Here is a 19667-nt window from a genome sequence, read left to right as displayed (position 1 = left end):
TCATTTATCTAGGTTAGTCTAATATTTCCTCAAGCTTTTTTTTAGGGTTTCTAAAAGGTTTTTGTTTTTAAATAAGGCTCTTTTCGTATAGAATGTTGTTTTTTCTTATGAATTACGCCCGTTGATTTCCGCTGCAGGCACGCAGCGAACCCGCGGGGAGGAACGGGAGCCTCCTCGGTTTCACCTGCGGGGTCTCCCGCTCCCTCTCCTCCCGCAGGAGTCAATTGCCCTCCGCTCCAATCAACTCAGCGAATTAAACTGAGTTATTGAAAAGCAACAAACTTTATGAAAACAGCCTTAAATAAAATAGAAACATGGATAAATAAGGTTGGTTGATTGGAGCGGAAGGTGCGAGATCCTCGAAAATGCATCCGCATTTCCTTCGTGCGGTGATGATTCGAGGATGCTTATTCAAAGTCCAGCGGGAGGAGTGGGACAGGTGAGACCCCACAGGCGCTGCGCGCCGAGGAGGCTCACCGCCCGCCCCGCGGTTCGCTGCGCATCCTGGAGCGGAAATCAACCTCTCCTCGCTATTTGTTTAAAAAGCAGCCCTTTCTTTAGGAAAGAAGGATACATGGATTGTATACCACGCCCTGCCAGTATCCTGTTCAAAAACCGGACCAATCGATCCCAATTGCCCTTATCCCTAGAGAACCGAAACCAGGGTCAAAGGAATCCAAAATCTTTTTTACTGCCTTTCCTGGTTTCAGATTTTCACACCGAAACTACCTTCCGGATAAAAAATATGTTAATGTTTTAAAGTAAGCATTTACATAAGGAGGAATTACATAATGTCAAACCAGCATGATCCAAATACATTACCGCCAAAAACCTGTTCAGTTGACCGTATGATTACGGTTAAAGAGGATGTTGAAAAGGTACTTGCAGGAAAGAAAACCGCTACACGCCGCAATGGCAGATATGCCGATGTCGGGGAAATCATGACGCTTGAAGGCCAGGACTTTGTCGTTGAAAACGTCTATTCCCAGTCACTTGGAGAATTAACAGATGAGCACGCCCGCCAGGAAGGCTTTGAAAGCTTGGAGGACTACAAGCAATCCATTTTATCCATGCACCCTGGTATGCCTTGGATGCCGCAAATGCGTGTATGGGTTCATGAATTTAGCCCTGTGAAGAAGTAATCTTACGGGATGGAACTTCTGTACCGCGTGCTGCTGTACATCCATGTCAGCAGCGCCATTCTCTCTGTTGGCCCGTTCTTTGTCCTGATTCCGATCGTCACAAAACTGGAATCAGCTCAGCCCGGAGTCCAGCAGGCATATATAGGCATATTCAGGACATCCGTCCGCCTCGTCAAGCATGCAGGACATGTGCTGGTCGGCTCGGGTGTCCTTCTTATTGTGAACAGCCATTGGGCATGGACGACATCCTGGATCGTCGCAACCCTGATGGTAATGGGGGGATCTGTCTTTTTTCTCGCACGGGCCTTTACACCTGTCCTGAAAAAATTCGATGAGCCTGGAGCGGACCACCACTTTCTGGTTAAAAAACTCACCCGCTCCGTCTGGATCTACCTTTTTCTATTAATGCTCATGCTCTGGTTCATGGTGGCCAAGCCTGTGCTTTGGTAGGAGGTTATGGAGCAAGCGCAGAATGACTGCGCTTGTTTTTTTGTATTTAATTGATTTTTCACGGTTAAATCCAATCACAAGATTAATTCTTCAAAAATCTCTCCGGAAAATCAGTCATTATCACCTCAACTCCGGCTTTGGCCAGGAAATCACTGCGCGTTTCGTCATTTACGGTATAAACCCGCAATGGAAAGCCCGCTCTCCTAGCTTCTCTGCCGTATTCAGATAGCGCAAAGGCTTCTTCGCAATGAATGCTGTCAGCGCCAATCTTTTTCGCCACTCTCATTGCATCTTCCGGCACCCCTGTAATCAAATAGCCAGTCTGCAAGGCTGGATGCACCTCCCGCACTCTTTTCAAACTCTCCGCATTAAAAGAAGATAGAATAACCCTATCCTCCAATCCGTAGCGCTGGATCAGTTCAATGACTTTTTCTTCCAGACCCTGATATTCAATTCGATCATTTTTCAATTCAACATTAATCATCAACCCATTGCCATCCCTGATAGCCCATTGAAAAACCGTTTCAAGTTCCGGAATGGTTTCGCCAGCGTTCGCAGCAGCAAACCAGCCGCCTGCATCAAGCTGCATAATCTCATCATAAGTTAAATCCTTTATGCAGCCAGTTCCATTTGTAGTCCGGTCTACCGTTTCATCATGAATAATCACCAGCTTCCCGTCTTTTGCTATCTGTACATCCAGTTCTATACCATCCGCTCCTGCTTCCAATGCAGCTTGGAAGGCAGCCATCGTATTTTCAGGATAATGGCCGCTTACACCCCGATGGGCAAAAATCTTTGCATTATTCTTCAATTGAGTTCCTCCTCTGCCAGCATGGTCATACTATTTCTAGTATTATTCTATTCCCCTATAAAAAAACCATTTTTTGATCGTGCAAAAAGTCCCTCAAGTTTCACTTCCGCGCCGATTCCCTTATAATGAAAACTATGAAACTTCTTACTGCTCAGTTCGTATAACACTATAACGATACATAGTTGCCAATTATAAAAAGGAGTGAAATCTATGGGAGTTCGATTAAGCAAGGGACAAAAAGTAGATTTAACAAAGACGCATCCCGGTTTGCAGGTTGTTGTGGCAGGATTGGGATGGGATGTCAGTCAAAATCAATCTCAATATGACCTGGATGCTTCAGCATTTTTAACCGGCGCATCCGGAAAAGTCCAAAGCGATAGTGATTTTGTTTTCTATAATAACCCTTCAGGCGGGAACGGGTCGATTTTATACAGCAGCGATAACCGGACTGGTGCTGGAGCTGGCGATGACGAACAAATCCGGATTGAATTAAATAAGGTTCCGCAGCATATTCACCGCATTGCTTTTACCATCACCATCCACGATGCCCAGGCAAAAGGCCAAAACTTTGGACAAGTATCCAATGCCTATGTGAGAGTGTTTAATGCTCTTACAAATGAAGAACTGCTGCGCTTCGACCTTGGCCGTGATTTTACCGTTGAAACAGCCATCGTGGCCGCAGAGCTGTACCGCCATAATGGCGAGTGGAAATTCAATGCCATCGCAAGCGGATTCCAGGGCGGATTGGCTGCTCTTTGCCGTAACTTTGGAGTTTCTGTTGATGATGAACCTGCTCCAAGCCCGCAGCCGGCATACAGTCAAAACCAATACCAGCAGCCGGGCAGCTTTGGGCAGCCTTCTCAAGGATACAGCTCTCCTCAGAGCCAGCCAAGTCCATCATACAGCCAGCCGGCACAGACAGGTTACAATCAGCCAGCCTATAGCCAGTCTTCTTATAATCAAACAGCCTATAATAGCCCTGCACCCCAGCCGTCATCGTTCGGCGGCCAATCTGGATCCGGACAGCCAGCGCAAGCTCAATCCTATACAGATGGCAACATCTCCTGCACCCGCTGCGGTTCTACTAACATCCGCACTGGACAAAAAGGATTCGGACTAGGAAAAGCAGCTATTGGCGGACTTATTCTCGGACCAGTCGGACTTCTTGGCGGCTTTATTGGAAAAAATCAGCTTAAGCTTACCTGCAATGCCTGCGGCAATTCCTGGTCACCCAACCAGACTGACTACATGCAATGGGCCAATGACCAGAAACGCAGAGCTCAGGAACTGTTCACGCGCTTCAAGAGCCAGGATGTCCTCGATGCTGTTGTCGCCTCATGTGCACTTGTTGGCATGGCCGATGGGAGACTTGATCCTTCTGAACGCGAAAAAATGATTGAGTTTGTTAACAGCAGCCAGGAATTAAAAGTATTTGATACACAAAAAGTCATCCAGCAATTCAATATGTTCGTGCAGCGGATTGAAATGGATCCGATCATCGGCCGGGCAGAAGCCTTCAAAGCTGTAGGCCGGGTAAGAAACAAGCCTGAAATTGCCCGTCTTGTCGCTCGTTACTGTATCGCAATCGGCTATGCGGACGGCCACTTTGATCAAAATGAAAAGCAAGCCGTCACTGAAATCTGCATGGAACTCGGTTTGAACCCGCAGGAATTCTTATCTTAAAAAGCTACTAGCCAGCCAAGCTCTGCCGGAAATCGGCAGGGCTTTTTTGCAATTATTCCCTCCTCCTCCTAGATATGCCGCATACAAACTCCATATGCGGGTATACTCAAAAAGATAAAACCAATTACGCCTTTACGAGTCTCAGCAAGAACATTCGGGTTGCAGAAGCCCGTCAGCCCTCTTACTGGAAGGGCTACACTTAAAGCTATAAAGGAGGTAATATCCTTGAAGGAAAGCTCATCAACTGAACGTTATATGCCCATGACTTCCTCCACAAGCGGAATGATTGTAAATGAAGCAGACGGAGTCTATTGCCTGACAGTGCAGATTGTAAATGTTTGTTTTGTTAGGGTGTCCGAGGAGCCCGGTGATTGGGTACTCATCGATGCCGGCATGCCGAAGTCAGCTGACAAAATAATAGAGGCAGCCGAGGAGCTTTACGGAGAAAATGCAAAACCGCGAGCCATCCTATTAACGCATGGTCATTTTGACCATGTAGGTGCGATAATAGACTTAGTCGAGCGCTGGCAGGTTCCTGTTTACGCCCACCCGCTCGAGTTGCCATTTTTAACCGGACAGCAAGATTATCCCAAGCCGGATGCCAGTGTAGAAGGCGGACTGGTTGCTAAAATGTCCCCCGCTTTTCCGCATGAAGGCATTGACCTGGGCACCCATGTTCAATCTTTGCCCGAGGACGGGAGCGTTCCGCATATGGAAGGATGGAAATGGATCCATACACCGGGTCATACTCCAGGCCATGTTTCCTTGTTCAGAGAGGCCGATCGCGTGCTGATTGCAGGCGACGCTTTTGTAACGGTGAAGCAGGAATCACTATACAGCGTACTGACTCAGGAACAGGAAATCAGCGGCCCGCCACGCTACTTAACAACTGACTGGGAATCAGCCCGCACCTCTGTCCAGAAACTTGAGGCACTGCAGCCGGCTGTTGCAATCACAGGCCATGGCGTTCCAATGGCTGCCGCTACATTAAGAGAAAGCCTCTCCAAGCTTGTTAATGAATTTGACGAAATCGCCATCCCGGACCACGGAAAATATGTAGACGGCGAACGCTAAAAAAAGCAAGGTTCACTTCTGAGGAGTGGACCTTGTTTTTTTATGATGTTTAAAAGCATCAAAAAAAGGAAGAGTATAGGAAATAGATATTTTAATAGTTCAGGAGGCTAGAGTATGTATCTGGAAAACTTTAAAGACCAGAAAATCCAAATAAAATTCAAAAATTTCCCCAATGACCTGGTAGGTCCCACTACCGGCATTTTCCAGCCTGATGAATGGTACATCGTCAAACTGATCAAAACGGAAAATATGGGCATCTGGGTTGAAAATCCGTGCTTTAAACGTACAAAAATCCAGGAAGAAGACGGTACAGACATCCCTGAGGAAGAGCAAAAAGAGGAAGATTGTGTCACCCACTTCCTCATCCGCTGGGACTATATCAGCTCTGTCATCGCGTTTCCGGATGTTAAAACGCTTGGCGTCGATAAAAAAGCTAAGCTAATAGGTTTCCAGCCTTAATATAACAGCGAGTCCCCGGTTCCGTACCGGGGACTTATTTTGGGTTGGCCGATAAAATTGGTGGCTCGTTGATATATTGGTTTGCTATGATATATTTACCGACTTTTCTAAAAATAATTAATGGAGGCTTGACCATGACAAGAAGAACCTGCATCATCACACATGAGCTTGAACAATCCCAGCTTGAAAAAATAAGAGAAATGATCCCTGATTGGCAGCTGCTCACGGGAAAAGATCCTGTAAACTGGCTGAATTACGTCAAAGAAGCTGAAGTAATCGCCGGCTGGAAGAAGGATCTAAAAGAACCAATCCAAGAAGGAAGCACGAACCTTCGCTGGTTCCAATCCTGGAGTGCCGGAGTTGACTCCCTGCCTCTAGCTAAAATGGAAGCCAATGGCATCCAAATCACGAGCGCAAACGGCGTACATGCCAATCCGATTTCGGAAACAATTTTTGCCCTAATGCTTGCCTTAACCCGAAAAATCCATACATATGTTAAAAATCAGCAATCCAAAACATGGCATCATGCCAGCATGAAGCTTGAAATTCACAATAAAACCATCGGCATCATTGGTGTGGGTGCCATTGGCAAAGAAACGGCCAAAATCGCCAAAGCCTTTGGCATGAAAGTTGTGGGCGTCCGTCACTCTGGAAAGCCGGAAGAATACGTAGATGAAATGTATACATCCAGTCAGCTGAACGATGTCCTTCCGCAATGCGATTATGTTGCCGTCACCCTGCCGCTTACAAACGAAACAAGGCAATTATTCGGAGCCGAACAATTCTCGCTAATGAAGGAATCTGCCTTTTTCATCAATATCGGTCGCGGTGAGATCGTCGTTGAAAACGACCTGATTGCCGCATTGCAGGCCGGCAAAATTGCCGGTGCCGGCCTTGATGTTTTTGAAAAAGAACCGCTGGGAGAGGACAGCCCGCTTTGGGAGCTTGAAAATGTGATTGTAACCCCTCACACAGCAGGGTCTACAGAGCACTATACTCAGCGTGTGATTGAAGACATTTTTATTCCCAATTTAAAAAACTATATAAACGGGGAGACTCCTGCCATTAACTTGGTCGATTACCAAAAAGGTTATTAAAATTGGCTGTTTGAAAACAGCCTTACACTAAAAGGCCTTGCAGAGCTGCATGGCCTTTTATTTTTTATATGTCACGATATAAAACCCTTCTTCCTCTGACCACTCGGCACAGAAAATCTCCTTAATAACGTTAAACCCTTCCTTCCTGATCGATTCCTTTAGCCATCCCCCATCTTTTCCAACCATCTTAAGGCCAGATTCCACGACTTCCCCTTCATCAATCAATAAGATGGAAGGCTCTTTATCCTCCACTTCCATCTCCATCATTCCAGGGGTAACAGGATCCTCCTTTCGATACCTCATAACACTTAAGCCGCCATTTGTCTCAAGATAGGCATATTTCACTTCATTCATGCTGAAAATCCCTTTTTGCCGCAGCATGGTCCGCAGCTGTTCCATTTCAAGATGATTCTTCTGCATTTCCTTCACATTCAGCTTGCCGTTTTTAACGATAATTGACTCGCTTCCTTTTAAAATGGATCTGAAAAAATTCTTCTTTTTCGCCAGGATTTCTATGATATAAATAAGTCCACCCCACAGTAAAGCCGAATAGGCAACTTCAAGCGGAGTTACTTTATCATCATAAATGGTTTCCTCAATGATTCCTCCAAGGACAACCGCATAGACGAAATCAAATGGAGTAACCTGTGAAAGCTCCTTTTTCCCAAGAAGACGGGTTACAGTTAATAGTGATACTAATCCAACTACCATTTTTATGGTTATAGATAAGTACATAAAAGCTCCTCCTCTCTTTATAGCCTCTCTATTCCCCTTTTTCCTCCTCACATACATAATTCCGAGTTCCACTTTTTTCAAAAGCTGTTTTCGCAAACTTTGTTGCTTTTTAAACGGGTATTGTAGAGAGGTTGATTATCGCTCCAGGATGCTCGCTTTCCGCGGGGTGGGCGGTGAGCCTCCTCGGCGCGCAGCGCCTGTGGGGTCTCACCTGTCCCACTCCTCCCGCAGGAGTCTCGCACCTTCCGCTCCAATCAACCAACCTTATTTATCAATTTTTCATTTACAAAATTTCATTTAAAAACAACAATCTTTTAGAGAAGAGCCTTTTCAAAAAAAAAGCAAAGGCGCGAGCCCTTGCTTTTCTTTTACATATGATGGGAATGGCGTTTCCGGCGTTGTCTTATAACCAATTCCTCCAAAGCCCCCGATCCGAATAAAACACCGGCAACGATCAGGATAAGGCCCAGCATATGGTTGACGGTGATGACCTCGCCAAGAATCAGTGCAGAACCTGCTAAGGAAAAAAACGTATTCAGGTTCAGAAAAATGCTCGCTTCCGCTGGTCCGATTTTACTGATGGCTGTGTTATAAACCATATGGCCAACAGCCGTTGCCACTACAGCAGATACTGCAAAAGCAGCCCATACTGATAACGGAGCTTCGGACATGCCCTTCACCCCGCCAGGTTCCATAAAGTTTCCAAGCACAAACAAAATCACTCCGCCAAATACCAGCATATAGCCGGTCAGCAGCCGTGGATCCAATGTCTTCGTAGCCTTGCTTATCACAATAAAACTAAGAGCTTGTGAAAGAATCGATAAGAACACATAAAAATCTCCATGCGATAAGTTCGATACTCCTCTATTGCCTGAAAGCACAATAAACGTAACACCCGCTCCTCCGAGCAGGAATCCAAGCACCTGAATCCCCGTGGGTTTATTGCGCAGCAGGACCGAGGACAAAATGGCCGTCAAAAGCGGGCCTGCACCTAAAATAAGCCCTCCATTTACTGCACTCGTCTCAGTCAGCCCAATTGCCAATAGAAGATGATGGCTGACGACGCTGAGAAGTCCTCCGAACACAATAAATATCATTTCCCTGAAACTCGGCTTTCTCACTTTTCCCATAACGCCCAATATGATAAATACACTTAAACCAGCTGCCATTATTCGCAAGGATGTGATCGTGACTGGCGGAAAATAACTGACAAGAATTTTAATAATGCTGACATTCAATCCCCATGTGACCATAATCAAAGTGAGAATAAAATAAGTTTGCAGGTTTTTCACTTACGATCCTTCTTTCTGTAAAATCCGCGTTTATAATTTGACTTCCATTTTATCACAATTCAAATTACTTTGGCCTTTTAAAGCTCCAAAGAGATTATATTAGTTCGCATGAAAAAATATCCCAGGGGACAAAATAAACTTCAGCAGATTTGCAGGGAGGGATCTTTTTTGACACCCAAGCAGGAAAAATTTTTTCAGAAGCTCGTATCTTTGCAAGAGGAACTGGCATCGCAGAGTATCGAGTATTGGGAAATATATTCGCACCTTGGCACCTGGCAGTTTTGGACTGTAGCCGTTCTGCTGATTGGCCCCTTAATCCTTGTTTATTTTAAAATTGATCGCAAGCATATTTTTCAAATCGGTTTTTTTGGATTTGCTGTTCACATTTTATTTGCCTATGTTGATGCAGCGGGAATCCGCTTTGGCCTATGGGGCTACCCTTATCAGCTTCTTCCCTTTATACCCAGCTTTTCTTTGGATGCTGCCATTATCCCTGTCTTCATTATGCTTGTCTACCAATGGACCTTGAAACACAAAAAAAATTATTATCTCTATGCCTTCCTGACAGCACTTGCATTTGGCTTTGGCTTTAAGCCGTTATTAGTTGCTCATGGTTTATTTGAGAAATATAAGTGGGTTAATTACATTTATATTTTTTTCATTTATATTATTCTGTTCCTGATGGCTTATTGGCTGACCAGGATTTTTCAGTGGATGCAAAGAAGGGAATCAAAAAGAAAACCGGGAGCAGCAGGAGAATAAAAAAGAGCAGCCGCCCCCGTTCACCAGGAGACGCCTGCTCTTTTTATTATTTTACGTCCTGCTCATGAATCATTTCTGGTGAAGCTTTTACTTTAGGAGTCTTTTTTGGCTTAGGACCCATACGATCAAAACGCGCCTGTTCATAAATAGCTGCGCCCACGATTTCGGCCACTTCCTGAAGCTTCTCTTTGCTTATCTTACCGATGGAGTCATCCGGTGAATGGTACCACGGCTCCGTTGGGCTGTGAATAAATAAAGCAGCTGGAATTCCTGCTTCCGCAAATGGTACATGGTCACTTCGACCGCCCTGGTAGACTTGCGGCTGTTCTCCATTCAGTCTTTCACTGGAAGCCTGGGAAAGCTCTGTCACTAGGTTTTCCTGTCCATCTAACGTCCACATAACAAGATCGCCTGCATCCCTGCTTCCTACCATGTCGAGGTTAAAATTCGCGACAGTTCTGCTAATTTCGTCCTCGGAAAGGCTATCTACATAATGATAAGAGCCAAGTAAGCCCAGTTCTTCTGCACCGAACGTGGCAAACCGAATTTCCGTATCAGTCGGAAGATCCTTGAATACGCGCGCCAGTTCCAATGTCATCGCTGTACCAGAAGCATCATCATTCGCACCAGGTGCTCCTGCCACGGAGTCATGGTGAGATCCGACGACAATGATTTCATCTGTTGACTTCGTTTTATTCGTAGGCTGTTTGGTTGCAATGACATTATGGGAAACTTTTTCACCCGCCTCTGCCCCTTCAATTTTTATAGAAGCAGTCAAGGTTTCACCGCTATTATGCAAGGCCAGAAGCGCTTCCCCCTCTTCCTTTGACAAAGCCAATGCCGGAACATAGTCATCGTTATGAGAACCAAGCGTTCCATTCAATGCTCCATCTGCATTGTTGAAAATAATCACGCCTGCCGCGCCTTTCTCCGCTGCATTCAATACTTTTTCAGCAAAGGAAAGCTCGCCACGCTTAATAAGGGCTATTTTTCCAGTCAAATCCATGCCTTCAAGCTCCTCAGCAGTTCCCAAGCCTGCATATGCCAGTTCACCGGTCACATCCCCATTTACTGAATATGTAAATGAACTCGGCTGCAGCTCACCATCATAGTCATCAACTGTTAACTCCATATTACTTGGAGGCGTATAGCCATAGAAAGTGAATGGCTGGATTTCTGTTTCATATCCGTAGGATTCAAACTGCTCCTTAATATACTGCACTGCGTTATCTTCTGATTCCGTTCCCGCTACACGGGGGGTTTGCGAAAGATAGTCAATATTTTTATAGATATTCTCTACATTAATCTTTTCAATGACCTTATGATCAAATACTTTTACGGGCTGAACCTGATTTACCTCTGCCGGTTTTGCTAGTGTTGCTTGTGCTCCAAACGCACCAAATGCTAAAGTTGAAGCCAATGCCACTGTTAAAATTGGTTTTTTCATCGAATACCTCCCAATAGATTAATAGAGTTCGCCTATTAAATTTTATAATGTTTAGAAAACTCTTATAAGGGTAGAAGAGACTAGAATCCCATAGGTCATTTATTCTATTTATTGGATTAAATGTAAAATACAGTAATTTTATAATAGGCATAAAAATACACATAAAAAGGCCACCATTCCGAAGTGGAATGATGGCCATCTTTCTTTTTCAACTTTTACTTCATCAAATCATGATCCACATAGCGCTCGCCGTTTAATTCACTAATCACGTTAATCGCTACCTTTGCACCGTCGCCTGCTGTAATAATTGTATGAACGCTAACTCCGGCAATCGTTCCAGCCGCCCAAATGCCGTCCATATTGGTTTTGCCGTCTGCATCTACATCCAATACCGTCTTAATGCGCGGCTCTGTGCCCGGTTTTGTTTTTAAACCGACTTTTTCTGCAAGATCTGTAAGAAGCCCAGTCGCAATAATCACATGCTTCGCAGAATATGTGTTGTCCCCAGCTGTAACCGTATAGCCACCATCTGCTTTCTCGATGTTTTCAACCGTAGCCTCTGCGATCTCCGCTCCAAATTTCTCCGCCTGCTTTTTGCCCGTTTCCACCAGTTCAGGGCCTGTAATTTCCATGATGCCATAATGGTTTTCTACCCAGGCACGCTTTGTAATGCTTTTATCATTATCAAGAACAGCAACCTTCTTCCCCGCTTTTGCGGCAAAAAGCGCAGCACTTGCACCAGCAGGACCAGCTCCGACAACTAAAATATCATACATCTCAGCACTTCCTCCTTTAAACATTATCTACCTTAAAGTTTATCTAAATTAATAATAATTGTAAAATAATGTGTTTGGAGATAAAATTGTCCATATTCAATCCTCATCCTTAATATCACGGTCCTCCGGTATAGGTTCATTTAAAATCTCTTCAACAAGATCCTTATATTTCTCCATTTGCTTTAAATGGGTGTTAAACTGCTCCTTATAGATCAAATATTGCTCCCCGTCATGAATTGCACGGATTTTTTTTTGCTGAATTAGGCTCTCTACATATGCTTCCGGATAGGATAAAAACTCTGCGGTTTCTTTAATGGTAAGGTACATGTTAATCATTCCTTCTTTATTTTCGGTCTATTATTTTCATCTTCCAATTTACTGGCACTAGATGACTCTACTAAAATCAGATAGAATAGTAAATGTTAATACGATTTCACGCATTTTATGCACTTTTATTATACAGCTATTATGGAGGAATAAAAAAATACTTATTTGACTGAATTCCAGCCCTCCTTTCAGCCAAATAGAGAACAGGAGGAAAACAAGCTATGGATAAAAAAAGGCTATTGGGCTTATATATCGTCATCAGCCTTATCTGGGTATTTGGAACTAATTATCTCTTAGACATGCTTGAACCTTCTTCTCTTGCTTATTACCTTAAAAGGGGTAAAGAATTTCTGTACATTCTGGTTACAGGATGGCTGCTCTATTACTTTATGAGCAAAAGAGAAGAACTTAGTGCTTCAAGGGAAGATGAAAAGCGGCTGTCCACTTTAATCAATTCCATGGTGGACTTTGTAAATTTCAAAGATGGAGAAGGCCGCTGGATTGAATCCAATGAATTTGGCCTGAAGTTATTCAACCTTGAGAAGGTTGACTATAAAGGAAAAAAGGACTCGGAATTGGCTGAGTATACAGATTTTTACGCTGACGCACTTCGGTACTGTGAAGCGTCAGATGAAGAGGCATGGAAAAACGGGAAAATCACCCGCCTGGAAGAAGTCATTCCCTTGCCCGATGGGACAGTAAAGACCTTTGACACGATTAAGGTTCCCCTTTTCCATTCAGACGGAACAAGGAAAGGCCTCGTGATTATCGGACGTGATATCACGGAAAGAAAACAAGTGGAAACATTGCTCGAAGAAAGCCAGCAGCAATACAAATCATTGTTTGAATACAATACAGAGATTGTTTATATGACCGACCTTGATGGAACGATTATGAAGGTGAATCCTCAATTTAAGGCTGTGACAGGCTATAGCCCTGAGGAAACGCTTGGAAAGAATATTTATGATATTTCACCTGACCGTTATAAAGGGAAAGTGAAAGAAGACTTCACATCCATCCTCCAATATAAAAAGCCAAGAACATGTGAATTTGAATTTATGCATAAGAACGGCGGCCAAATAACGTTACAATGCACTGCCCTGCCGATTATCGTTAACGGGCAAATTGGAGGAATAATCGGCTATGGAAAGGATGTGACAAAGCTCCGGCAGGCAGAGGAAAGATTGCGCCGGACCGAAAAACTTTCCGTTGTTGGCGAGCTGTCTGCAAGTGTTGCCCATGAAATCAGAAACCCGCTGACATCCTTAAAAGGCTTTGTGCAGCTAATGCAGCTGGAGGATGAAAAGCATCAATTCTATTATCAGATCATGCAGGAAGAGCTGGATCGGATTAATCATATTGTCGGCGAGCTGCTGCTGCTGGCTAAGCCGCAGGATATTTGCTTTACAAAAGCAGACATCCAGACCATTCTGTTTAATGTTATTTCACTTCTAAAAACAGAAGCCAGCATGCATAGCGTTGAAATTGAATTTTTGTTAAAATCCGATGTATTCATGATTGAATGCGAACCAAACCAGTTAAAACAGCTCTTTATAAATATTATTAAAAATGCTATTGAGGCTTCTAATGAAGGCGGCAAGGTGGTCATAACCCTCATGTCTGATGATGACCAGGTTACCATTCTTGTAAAGGACGATGGATGCGGAATGTCAGAAGAACGGCTTAACCGAATCGGTGAACCTTTCTACTCCTCCAAGGAAAAAGGAACCGGCCTCGGTCTTACTGTCAGCTTCAAAATTGTTGAATCCCACAACGGCTCCATTCATTTCAATAGTGAAAAAAGCAAAGGAACCGAAGCAGTCATTAAACTGCCTGTCAAAAAGCAAACTCCCATTACGGAAGCAGAATTGACAATCTAGACATGAAAAGAGCGATTTCAATCAAACGTTTGATTGAAAATCGCTCTTTTTAATATTTATTAAGCCAAAATGTTGTTGACGTTGGCTTTAACAAGGAAATCCGCGATGTAATCAGAGGGAAATTCCATTTTATCAACGAAAAAATCACTATATCAACGAATTTGGACGGTATGTCGACGAATCGTAAAATTGCCACCCTGGCTGCAGCCGCTAGTTCCCCTTAATCTCCAGCAGCTTCTGCCTTAAATCACTTTCCATGTTGGCGAGATCATGCTCAGCCTGGCGGCGTTTGTTCCGGCCTTCTTCCTGAATCCTCAAAGTCTCTTCAAGAGTGGAAATGAGGTTCTCCTGTGTTTTCTTTAATGTTTCAATATCTACAATGCCGCGTTCATTCTCACGCGCCGTCTCAATTGTATTCATTTTCAGCATTTCAGCATTTTTCAAAAGAAGGTCATTCGTTGTTTTTGAAACCTTCTTCTGGGCTTCTACCGCATGGCGCTGCCGGAGCAGTGTCAACGCGATCGCCACCTGGTTCTTCCAAAGCGGAATGGACGTCATGATCGACGATTGAATCTTTTCCACCAATGCCTGGTTCGTGTTCTGAATCAGGCGGATTTGCGGAGCACTTTGAATCGTGATTTCACGGCTTAGCTTCAAGTCATAAAGACGCTTATCCAGGCGGTCGGCAAACTGAATCATATCGTTTACTTCCTGGAACTTCATCTGGTCTTTTGTTTCCTCTGCCTTTTTCTTAAGCTCCGGAATCGTTTTTTCATGGAGTTCTTCAAGCTTGAGCTCCCCTGCCGCAATATACACATTCAAAGCATGGAAATACTCTTTATTATTTTCATAGAGCTTATCAAGCATGACTATATCGGAAAGCAAGAGGTTTTTGCTGCGCTCAAGCTTTACGCTGATCCGGTCAATCTGGGCTCCTGTTTTCTGGTACTTGGAAAGCACTTCCTGAACAGAGCCAGAAAGCTTTCCAAACATCCGTGCAAAAAAAGAGGCTTTCTCTGGCTTTAGTTCGTCAGGGTTTACATCATTAAATTTCTTCATTAAGTCATTAATAATTTCCCCTACTTCGCCGACGTCCTTTTTTTGAACATGCTCCAGCATCGTATGGGAAAAAGATAATAGCTTTGACTGGGCCGGCGTTCCATAAGAAATCATCGCCTGATGATTGGCCGGGTCTATTTGCCTGGCAAGCTGAAAGGCCTTTTCCCGATTTTCTTCTGGTATGACATCAATCAGCCTTGTCCGCTTTTCCTCCCGGGACGGGGCTGAGGCAAGCTCCTCCTTTTCCCCAAATGGGTCAGCCAGCAGGTCATCCACCAAGTTCGCATTATTTGTATTTTTTAACAGGGGAGAATTTTCTTCAGTCATTTTAATCTCCTGCTTTCATCTTGAATTCTCGAATCTTTTATCTTTTCAATAGAATTCTTGGCAACATCAATTTCAAAGTTAAGCTGATCAATATCTTCCTCTATAACCCGATGAAGGTCCTCCTCCACATGATGGGTCAGCGCATCAAGTGTACGGCGGGTTTCTTCAAGCGACTGATTCAATTCACGTGTCTTTTTAGGCTGAGACGACAGAAAAACATATTTTTCTGCCAATTCCACTGCGGAATCAAGATGTGAAAAATAAAATTGCTCCGCCTGGTAAAAGCGCTTCGGTTCCTTTCTTGTCAGCCTATAGATCCTTCTCGTTACTCTCATGAACTCCATCCGCTGCTTAAGGGTTGGGAAATGGCGAATCGAAAACATCGCCTTATGCAAACGGGTTAACTTTCGCTTCGCTTCATCAAGGTTTCTCTTTATATATTGGTATTCCCTTCTCGTCAATCCATGCTTTTTTAAGAATCGGTGCCGCTGAATCACTCCGCCTGCCCAATATGTGAGAAGTCCGGTTCCGACACCATATACACCTGACAAGAGAAAGGTTTGATCAAAAGCAAAATAACTTACCAGCCAAACACTGACCGACAACGGAAACGCCGTCAGCATGCGGAAAGCAAACGCTAAAAAAGAATTCATCTCTATCGACTCCTGACTCATAGTCCTACTTATTTATACGTTCCTTGCAAACATAAAGTTTCATCCACAGACATAATTACAGCATCTTTCACCAAAATCAGGCACCTGCCCTTAAACCTATTAAAACACTTTTAAAAAACTTCTCAAGTATAAAGATACAAAAAACCCCGCCTCCCCGCCATAGACCACGTAAGTAAAGACATCTAAGACCTGAGACGTATTTACTTCGTTTTTCCTATATAAAAAAGCATTTGCCCCGAAACCCGCAAATGCTTTTATAGCTATATAAGATTTTATCCATGAATTTGAGCAGCTGCCTTGCTATTTGACTGCCAATGCGCGCTTGCCCATAGCATTATAAATTTTAATAAACTTGTCTTTTGGCATTTTCACGTCTTTTTTGACTGCTTCGCTATCATTAAAATAAACATAGTCAGCATCCACTCCGGTTACAACAATACAGTGCAATGGAGTCGGGGCACTAATGGTTTTTCCCGCAGGCGTTTTCCAGCTTCTTTTATTAGGCATTTCATGGCTGATCGTAAACCATGCCAGCACGGGGCTGCCTTGAGAAACATGCTTTTCTATTTCCGAAAAATCTTTTCCTGTCATATTCACTCCGCCTGGACGGTACTGATCCAGTAATTTTTTCAGTGGTCCCGGGTTTATCGTGTGGCCATTCCCAAAAGGAGTTCCAACAAACCCGATATCCGGATCTCCCCAAGTTTTAATAGATCCGTCTGTATTTCTCACTAACTCAGTTGAATCATAAGGCATTTGTTTCGCAAGAGTAGTTTTCCTGATATTTACACCGTAATATTTTAACGCCATGGCTAGTGACGTCACTTCACAGCCGCTTGGCAATTCAGGCCGCTGTGCAATAAGCGGGACATTTAGCTTGGCTACTCGGGTGTCACTTATAGTCACATATTCGCCGCTCACATAGCCTGAAGTGCCATTATATGAAATTTTATACCAGCCATTGCTTTCCTTATGTATAACGCTCAATACCGATCCATTCTTCAAGAGGCCGATTTTACTGTAATTCAATCCTGGACCCTTGCGGACATTCAAAGCGGTTGCATCCACCCGGTAGAGCTTATCATTCGTTTTCACGAATTGGCCGCTGACATAGCCTGTTTGGCCTTTGTATGTAATCTTGTACCACCCGTTATCCAGCCTCTGTATTACCTGAATACTGCTGCCTTGAGGCAAGCTTCCTACCCGTTCATAATCTGTTCCGGGTCCCAAACGGACATTAAGATTGGTTGCATCAACGATGTAAGTTGAAGAAGCTGCTTCTGCCATGCTTTGATTAGAACTTAATGGAGCCAATGGTGAAAACACCCCTCCTGTCAAAATAGCAGCAGCAACTGATCCCTTTAATAGTGCCCTTTTTCCAGGCCGACCTTTCAATCTATTCATATTCTCTCCTCCAAACAATGTCGAATTTACGAACTATTTTAAAAATATAGGTTAAGATACAGCTAGTCTACCTCTTTGGGACTGGAAAAATTTTATTGAATCTAAAGGATTAACTAGTTTCATAAATGCAGGAAAATCGGCATCCGAAGATACACCCTCTTTATTCAAAAAAATTGACATATGATGTGCATAGATGAAAGGGGATCATTCAACCTTTGTTTAAATGGGAGATTAATAGGGAATACACTCTTGTACCAATTTTCATACATCACGGAGGAAAACATAATGAAAAAGCACTATTTTTATATAATCATTTTTTTTATTGGTTCCATTGTTTCTCCAGCTACAGGTTTTGCGTCACAAACTAAGGATCAGAATAACAAGGTTATTTTGATTTCCTTTGATGGTATGCGCAACGATCTGACAAAGAAATATGTGAAGGACGGTAACCTTCCTCATATCGAGTCTCTTATGAAAAATGGAGTAGCTGCCAAAGACTCCAAGACTGTTACCCCATCACTAACTGCTCCCTCCCATGCGGCAATTGCAACGGGTGCAGCTCCTTCCGAAACCGGCATGGTCAGCAATAAGTGGCAGGATCCACACAAGGAATTGGCAAACGGAGAGAGTGCCTTTCACCAGCCTCTTGATAAGAGCCCGCTTTGGAAGGAAGCCAAAAAGAACGGCAAAACAACAGCTACTGTCCTGTTTCCCGGGTCAAACCCTAATGCCGGTTCGCAGGCAGATTACGCAGTCTATTACGGTGAAACTTGGGCAGAAAGCTCATTGGACAAGCTAAACTTCATAATTACTGACGGCGGGAAACACACTGAAAAAAGCTTTAGTCCTATAAAAGAAGCGAAAATGAAGCTGTCCCTGCAAAAAGCCAAAAATAGAGAAATCAATATTTTGGCAATGGACACAACAGATGATGGCAAAACAAATTATGACCGTTTTATTCTTTCACATAATCGTTCTGCTTCTCAGGATGATTCTGCAGTAAAAGCCAATGAATGGGGTTCCTTCCCTGTGAAGGTAGATCGCAAATCGGCAGGCTTCTGGTTTAAACTGAAGGCAGATCCAGCTCTCGAAAAGGCAAGCATTTACCGGACGGCTGTCACTTCAGCCCTCATTAAAGGACCAGCAGGCTTCAAAGAAGAAATCAGCTCGGAATACGGTTTCTTTCCTGTCCAGGATGATACAAAGGCTTTTAGGAAAGGCTGGATTTCAAGAGAGGAATATGAAGAAATCAGTTCCCGCTTTGCCAGCTGGACGACAGATGTCTCTCTTCATATAAAAGAAAAATACCAGCCCGACTTGCTGATGTTCTACGCACCGCAAATTGACCATGAATCACACCATTTCCTCCTGACAGATCCAAGACAGCCAGAATATACAGAGGAAAGGTCAAAGAAGCATATGAAATATATTGAATGGTCCTATAAGCTTGCTGATGACGTGGTCGGGAGAACAATGGACAGCTTAAATAAAAATGACCACCTGCTGATTGTTTCAGATCACGGAATGGAGCCAGTACACACGATCCTGGCCCCAAACACGTTATTAAAAGAAGCAGGCCACCTGAAGACCGATAAGGAAGGAAAGGTTGATGCAGAGAAATCAAAAGCTATCGCTGTTGCCAGCGGATCCGCTGCACAGATTTATATTAATAAAGACCTCTCTGAACCAGAAAAGGAAAAGGTAACCAGGGAAGTTGAAAATCTTTTTAGCACGTATCAAATAAAACCTGAGTTTAAAAAAGCAGCACTCAAGCAGTATTTTGTTGAAATGGGCGATACCCTCCTGCAAAAGCGCTTTAGCGACTTTGACCAAAAAACAAGGCAATTTTTCAATTATTTATTGCGCAAAAAGGAACATCCCTATCAAGTTGCCGATGGAAGTGAACAAGAAAAAGACCATCCCAACGAAGGCGAAATCCTCCTGCTTGGAGCCAAGGGCTTTATGATGGGCAGCGGGCTAACGAAAGCCGAACTTCCTGTAATAGAGCTTGGCAGCCACGGAAGCGACCCTGATCGAAAAGAGCTTAAAGCGGTATTCATCGCCCAAGGTCCTTCGTTCAAAAAGGACGAAAAAACCGGTTCGATTACTACACTTGATATCGCCCCAACTGTGTATAAAATTTTAGGCATTCCTCGCCCTGACTTTCTTGAAGGTGAAGTGCCCGAGGATACTCTTAAATAAGGAAAAGGCCTTGCGGAGATGCAGGGCCTTTTGTTGTTTATTTTCTTTAAATGTACATTTCAATCA

General features: G+C 43.7%; 18 protein-coding genes. 9 read left to right on the top strand and 9 right to left on the bottom strand.

The window, feature by feature from the left end; all coding sequences use genetic code 11:
• The first annotated feature begins 791 nt into the window (after positions 1 to 791).
• Together J7I93_RS11960 and J7I93_RS11955 are read left to right on the top strand one after the other, a co-directional pair.
• On the top strand, positions 792 to 1142 hold the full coding sequence (locus J7I93_RS11960) for an ASCH domain-containing protein (RefSeq protein ID WP_214726090.1): 351 nt from the start codon (positions 792 to 794) through the stop codon (positions 1140 to 1142).
• Positions 1143 to 1151: 9 nt separating this feature from the next.
• The gene (locus tag J7I93_RS11955; RefSeq protein ID WP_214726088.1) at positions 1152 to 1592 is read left to right on the top strand and encodes a hypothetical protein; all 441 of its coding nucleotides are present in this window, start codon (positions 1152 to 1154) and stop codon (positions 1590 to 1592) included.
• 82 nt (positions 1593 to 1674) lie between these two features.
• On the opposite strand, the gene J7I93_RS11950 is transcribed toward J7I93_RS11955, so the two are convergent.
• Entirely contained in the window at positions 1675 to 2403 is a 729-nt protein-coding gene (locus tag J7I93_RS11950; RefSeq protein WP_214726087.1) for a glycerophosphodiester phosphodiesterase, read from the bottom strand.
• 210 nt (positions 2404 to 2613) lie between these two features.
• Here J7I93_RS11950 and J7I93_RS25410 point away from each other — a divergent pair, with 210 nt between their 5' ends.
• The 4 genes from J7I93_RS25410 to J7I93_RS11930 all read left to right on the top strand — a co-directional run bounded on the left by J7I93_RS25410 (position 2614) and on the right by J7I93_RS11930 (position 6716).
• Entirely contained in the window at positions 2614 to 4086 is a 1473-nt protein-coding gene (locus J7I93_RS25410) for a TerD family protein (protein WP_214726086.1), read from the top strand.
• A 255-nt stretch (positions 4087 to 4341) separates the two neighbouring features.
• A complete protein-coding gene (locus J7I93_RS11940; RefSeq protein WP_214726093.1) occupies positions 4342 to 5160 on the top strand; it encodes an MBL fold metallo-hydrolase in 819 nt (272 codons plus the stop codon).
• 114 nt (positions 5161 to 5274) lie between these two features.
• Positions 5275 to 5619, top strand: coding sequence for a hypothetical protein (locus J7I93_RS11935; protein WP_214726085.1), 345 nt, complete (start codon positions 5275 to 5277; stop codon positions 5617 to 5619).
• Between the two features lie 134 nt (positions 5620 to 5753).
• On the top strand, positions 5754 to 6716 hold the full coding sequence (locus J7I93_RS11930) for a D-2-hydroxyacid dehydrogenase (protein ID WP_214726084.1): 963 nt from the start codon (positions 5754 to 5756) through the stop codon (positions 6714 to 6716).
• 57 nt (positions 6717 to 6773) lie between these two features.
• Here the strand turns inward: J7I93_RS11930 and J7I93_RS11925 are convergent, their stop codons facing one another.
• Together J7I93_RS11925 and J7I93_RS11920 are read right to left on the bottom strand one after the other, a co-directional pair.
• The gene (locus tag J7I93_RS11925) at positions 6774 to 7451 is read right to left on the bottom strand and encodes a DUF421 domain-containing protein (RefSeq protein WP_214726083.1); all 678 of its coding nucleotides are present in this window, start codon (positions 7449 to 7451) and stop codon (positions 6774 to 6776) included.
• Between the two features lie 368 nt (positions 7452 to 7819).
• A complete protein-coding gene (locus J7I93_RS11920; RefSeq protein WP_214726082.1) occupies positions 7820 to 8743 on the bottom strand; it encodes a DMT family transporter in 924 nt (307 codons plus the stop codon).
• A gap of 168 nt (positions 8744 to 8911) precedes the next feature.
• Between J7I93_RS11920 and J7I93_RS11915 the strand changes: the two genes are divergently transcribed.
• The gene (locus J7I93_RS11915; protein WP_214726081.1) at positions 8912 to 9505 is read left to right on the top strand and encodes a CBO0543 family protein; all 594 of its coding nucleotides are present in this window, start codon (positions 8912 to 8914) and stop codon (positions 9503 to 9505) included.
• A gap of 46 nt (positions 9506 to 9551) precedes the next feature.
• Here J7I93_RS11915 and J7I93_RS11910 read toward each other — a convergent pair whose 3' ends face one another.
• The 3 genes from J7I93_RS11910 to J7I93_RS11900 all read right to left on the bottom strand — a co-directional run bounded on the left by J7I93_RS11910 (position 9552) and on the right by J7I93_RS11900 (position 12055).
• Complete coding sequence (locus J7I93_RS11910; protein ID WP_214726080.1) at positions 9552 to 10952, bottom strand: M20/M25/M40 family metallo-hydrolase; 1401 nt, start codon at positions 10950 to 10952, stop codon at positions 9552 to 9554.
• A gap of 215 nt (positions 10953 to 11167) precedes the next feature.
• Complete coding sequence (locus tag J7I93_RS11905) at positions 11168 to 11728, bottom strand: FAD-dependent oxidoreductase (RefSeq protein ID WP_214726079.1); 561 nt, start codon at positions 11726 to 11728, stop codon at positions 11168 to 11170.
• A gap of 96 nt (positions 11729 to 11824) precedes the next feature.
• On the bottom strand, positions 11825 to 12055 hold the full coding sequence (locus J7I93_RS11900; protein WP_214726078.1) for an excisionase family DNA-binding protein: 231 nt from the start codon (positions 12053 to 12055) through the stop codon (positions 11825 to 11827).
• A 221-nt stretch (positions 12056 to 12276) separates the two neighbouring features.
• Here J7I93_RS11900 and J7I93_RS11895 point away from each other — a divergent pair, with 221 nt between their 5' ends.
• The gene (locus J7I93_RS11895) at positions 12277 to 13935 is read left to right on the top strand and encodes a PAS domain-containing sensor histidine kinase (RefSeq protein WP_214726077.1); all 1659 of its coding nucleotides are present in this window, start codon (positions 12277 to 12279) and stop codon (positions 13933 to 13935) included.
• 210 nt (positions 13936 to 14145) lie between these two features.
• Here J7I93_RS11895 and J7I93_RS11890 read toward each other — a convergent pair whose 3' ends face one another.
• From J7I93_RS11890 to J7I93_RS11880, 3 genes are all read right to left on the bottom strand, one after another.
• Complete coding sequence (locus J7I93_RS11890; protein ID WP_214726076.1) at positions 14146 to 15321, bottom strand: toxic anion resistance protein; 1176 nt, start codon at positions 15319 to 15321, stop codon at positions 14146 to 14148.
• Positions 15318 to 15974 carry a 5-bromo-4-chloroindolyl phosphate hydrolysis family protein gene (locus J7I93_RS11885; protein WP_214726075.1) on the bottom strand — a complete coding sequence of 219 codons (657 nt, stop codon included), beginning with the start codon at positions 15972 to 15974 and terminating at the stop codon, positions 15318 to 15320. The genes J7I93_RS11890 and J7I93_RS11885 overlap by 4 nt, the downstream gene beginning before the upstream one ends.
• Before the next feature lie 321 nt (positions 15975 to 16295).
• Entirely contained in the window at positions 16296 to 17399 is a 1104-nt protein-coding gene (locus tag J7I93_RS11880; RefSeq protein ID WP_214726074.1) for an SH3 domain-containing protein, read from the bottom strand.
• Between the two features lie 285 nt (positions 17400 to 17684).
• On the opposite strand from J7I93_RS11880, the gene J7I93_RS11875 reads away from it, so the two are divergent.
• Complete coding sequence (locus J7I93_RS11875) at positions 17685 to 19601, top strand: alkaline phosphatase family protein (protein WP_214726073.1); 1917 nt, start codon at positions 17685 to 17687, stop codon at positions 19599 to 19601.
• The last annotated feature ends 66 nt before the right edge of the window (positions 19602 to 19667 follow it).

The organism is Bacillus sp. ISL-47 (assembly GCF_018613175.1).
Classification (GTDB): Bacteria; Bacillota; Bacilli; order Bacillales; family Cytobacillaceae; genus Cytobacillus.
The sequence above is the reverse complement of the archived record's forward strand: the minus strand, read 5'-3'. Positions and strand labels throughout refer to the sequence as shown.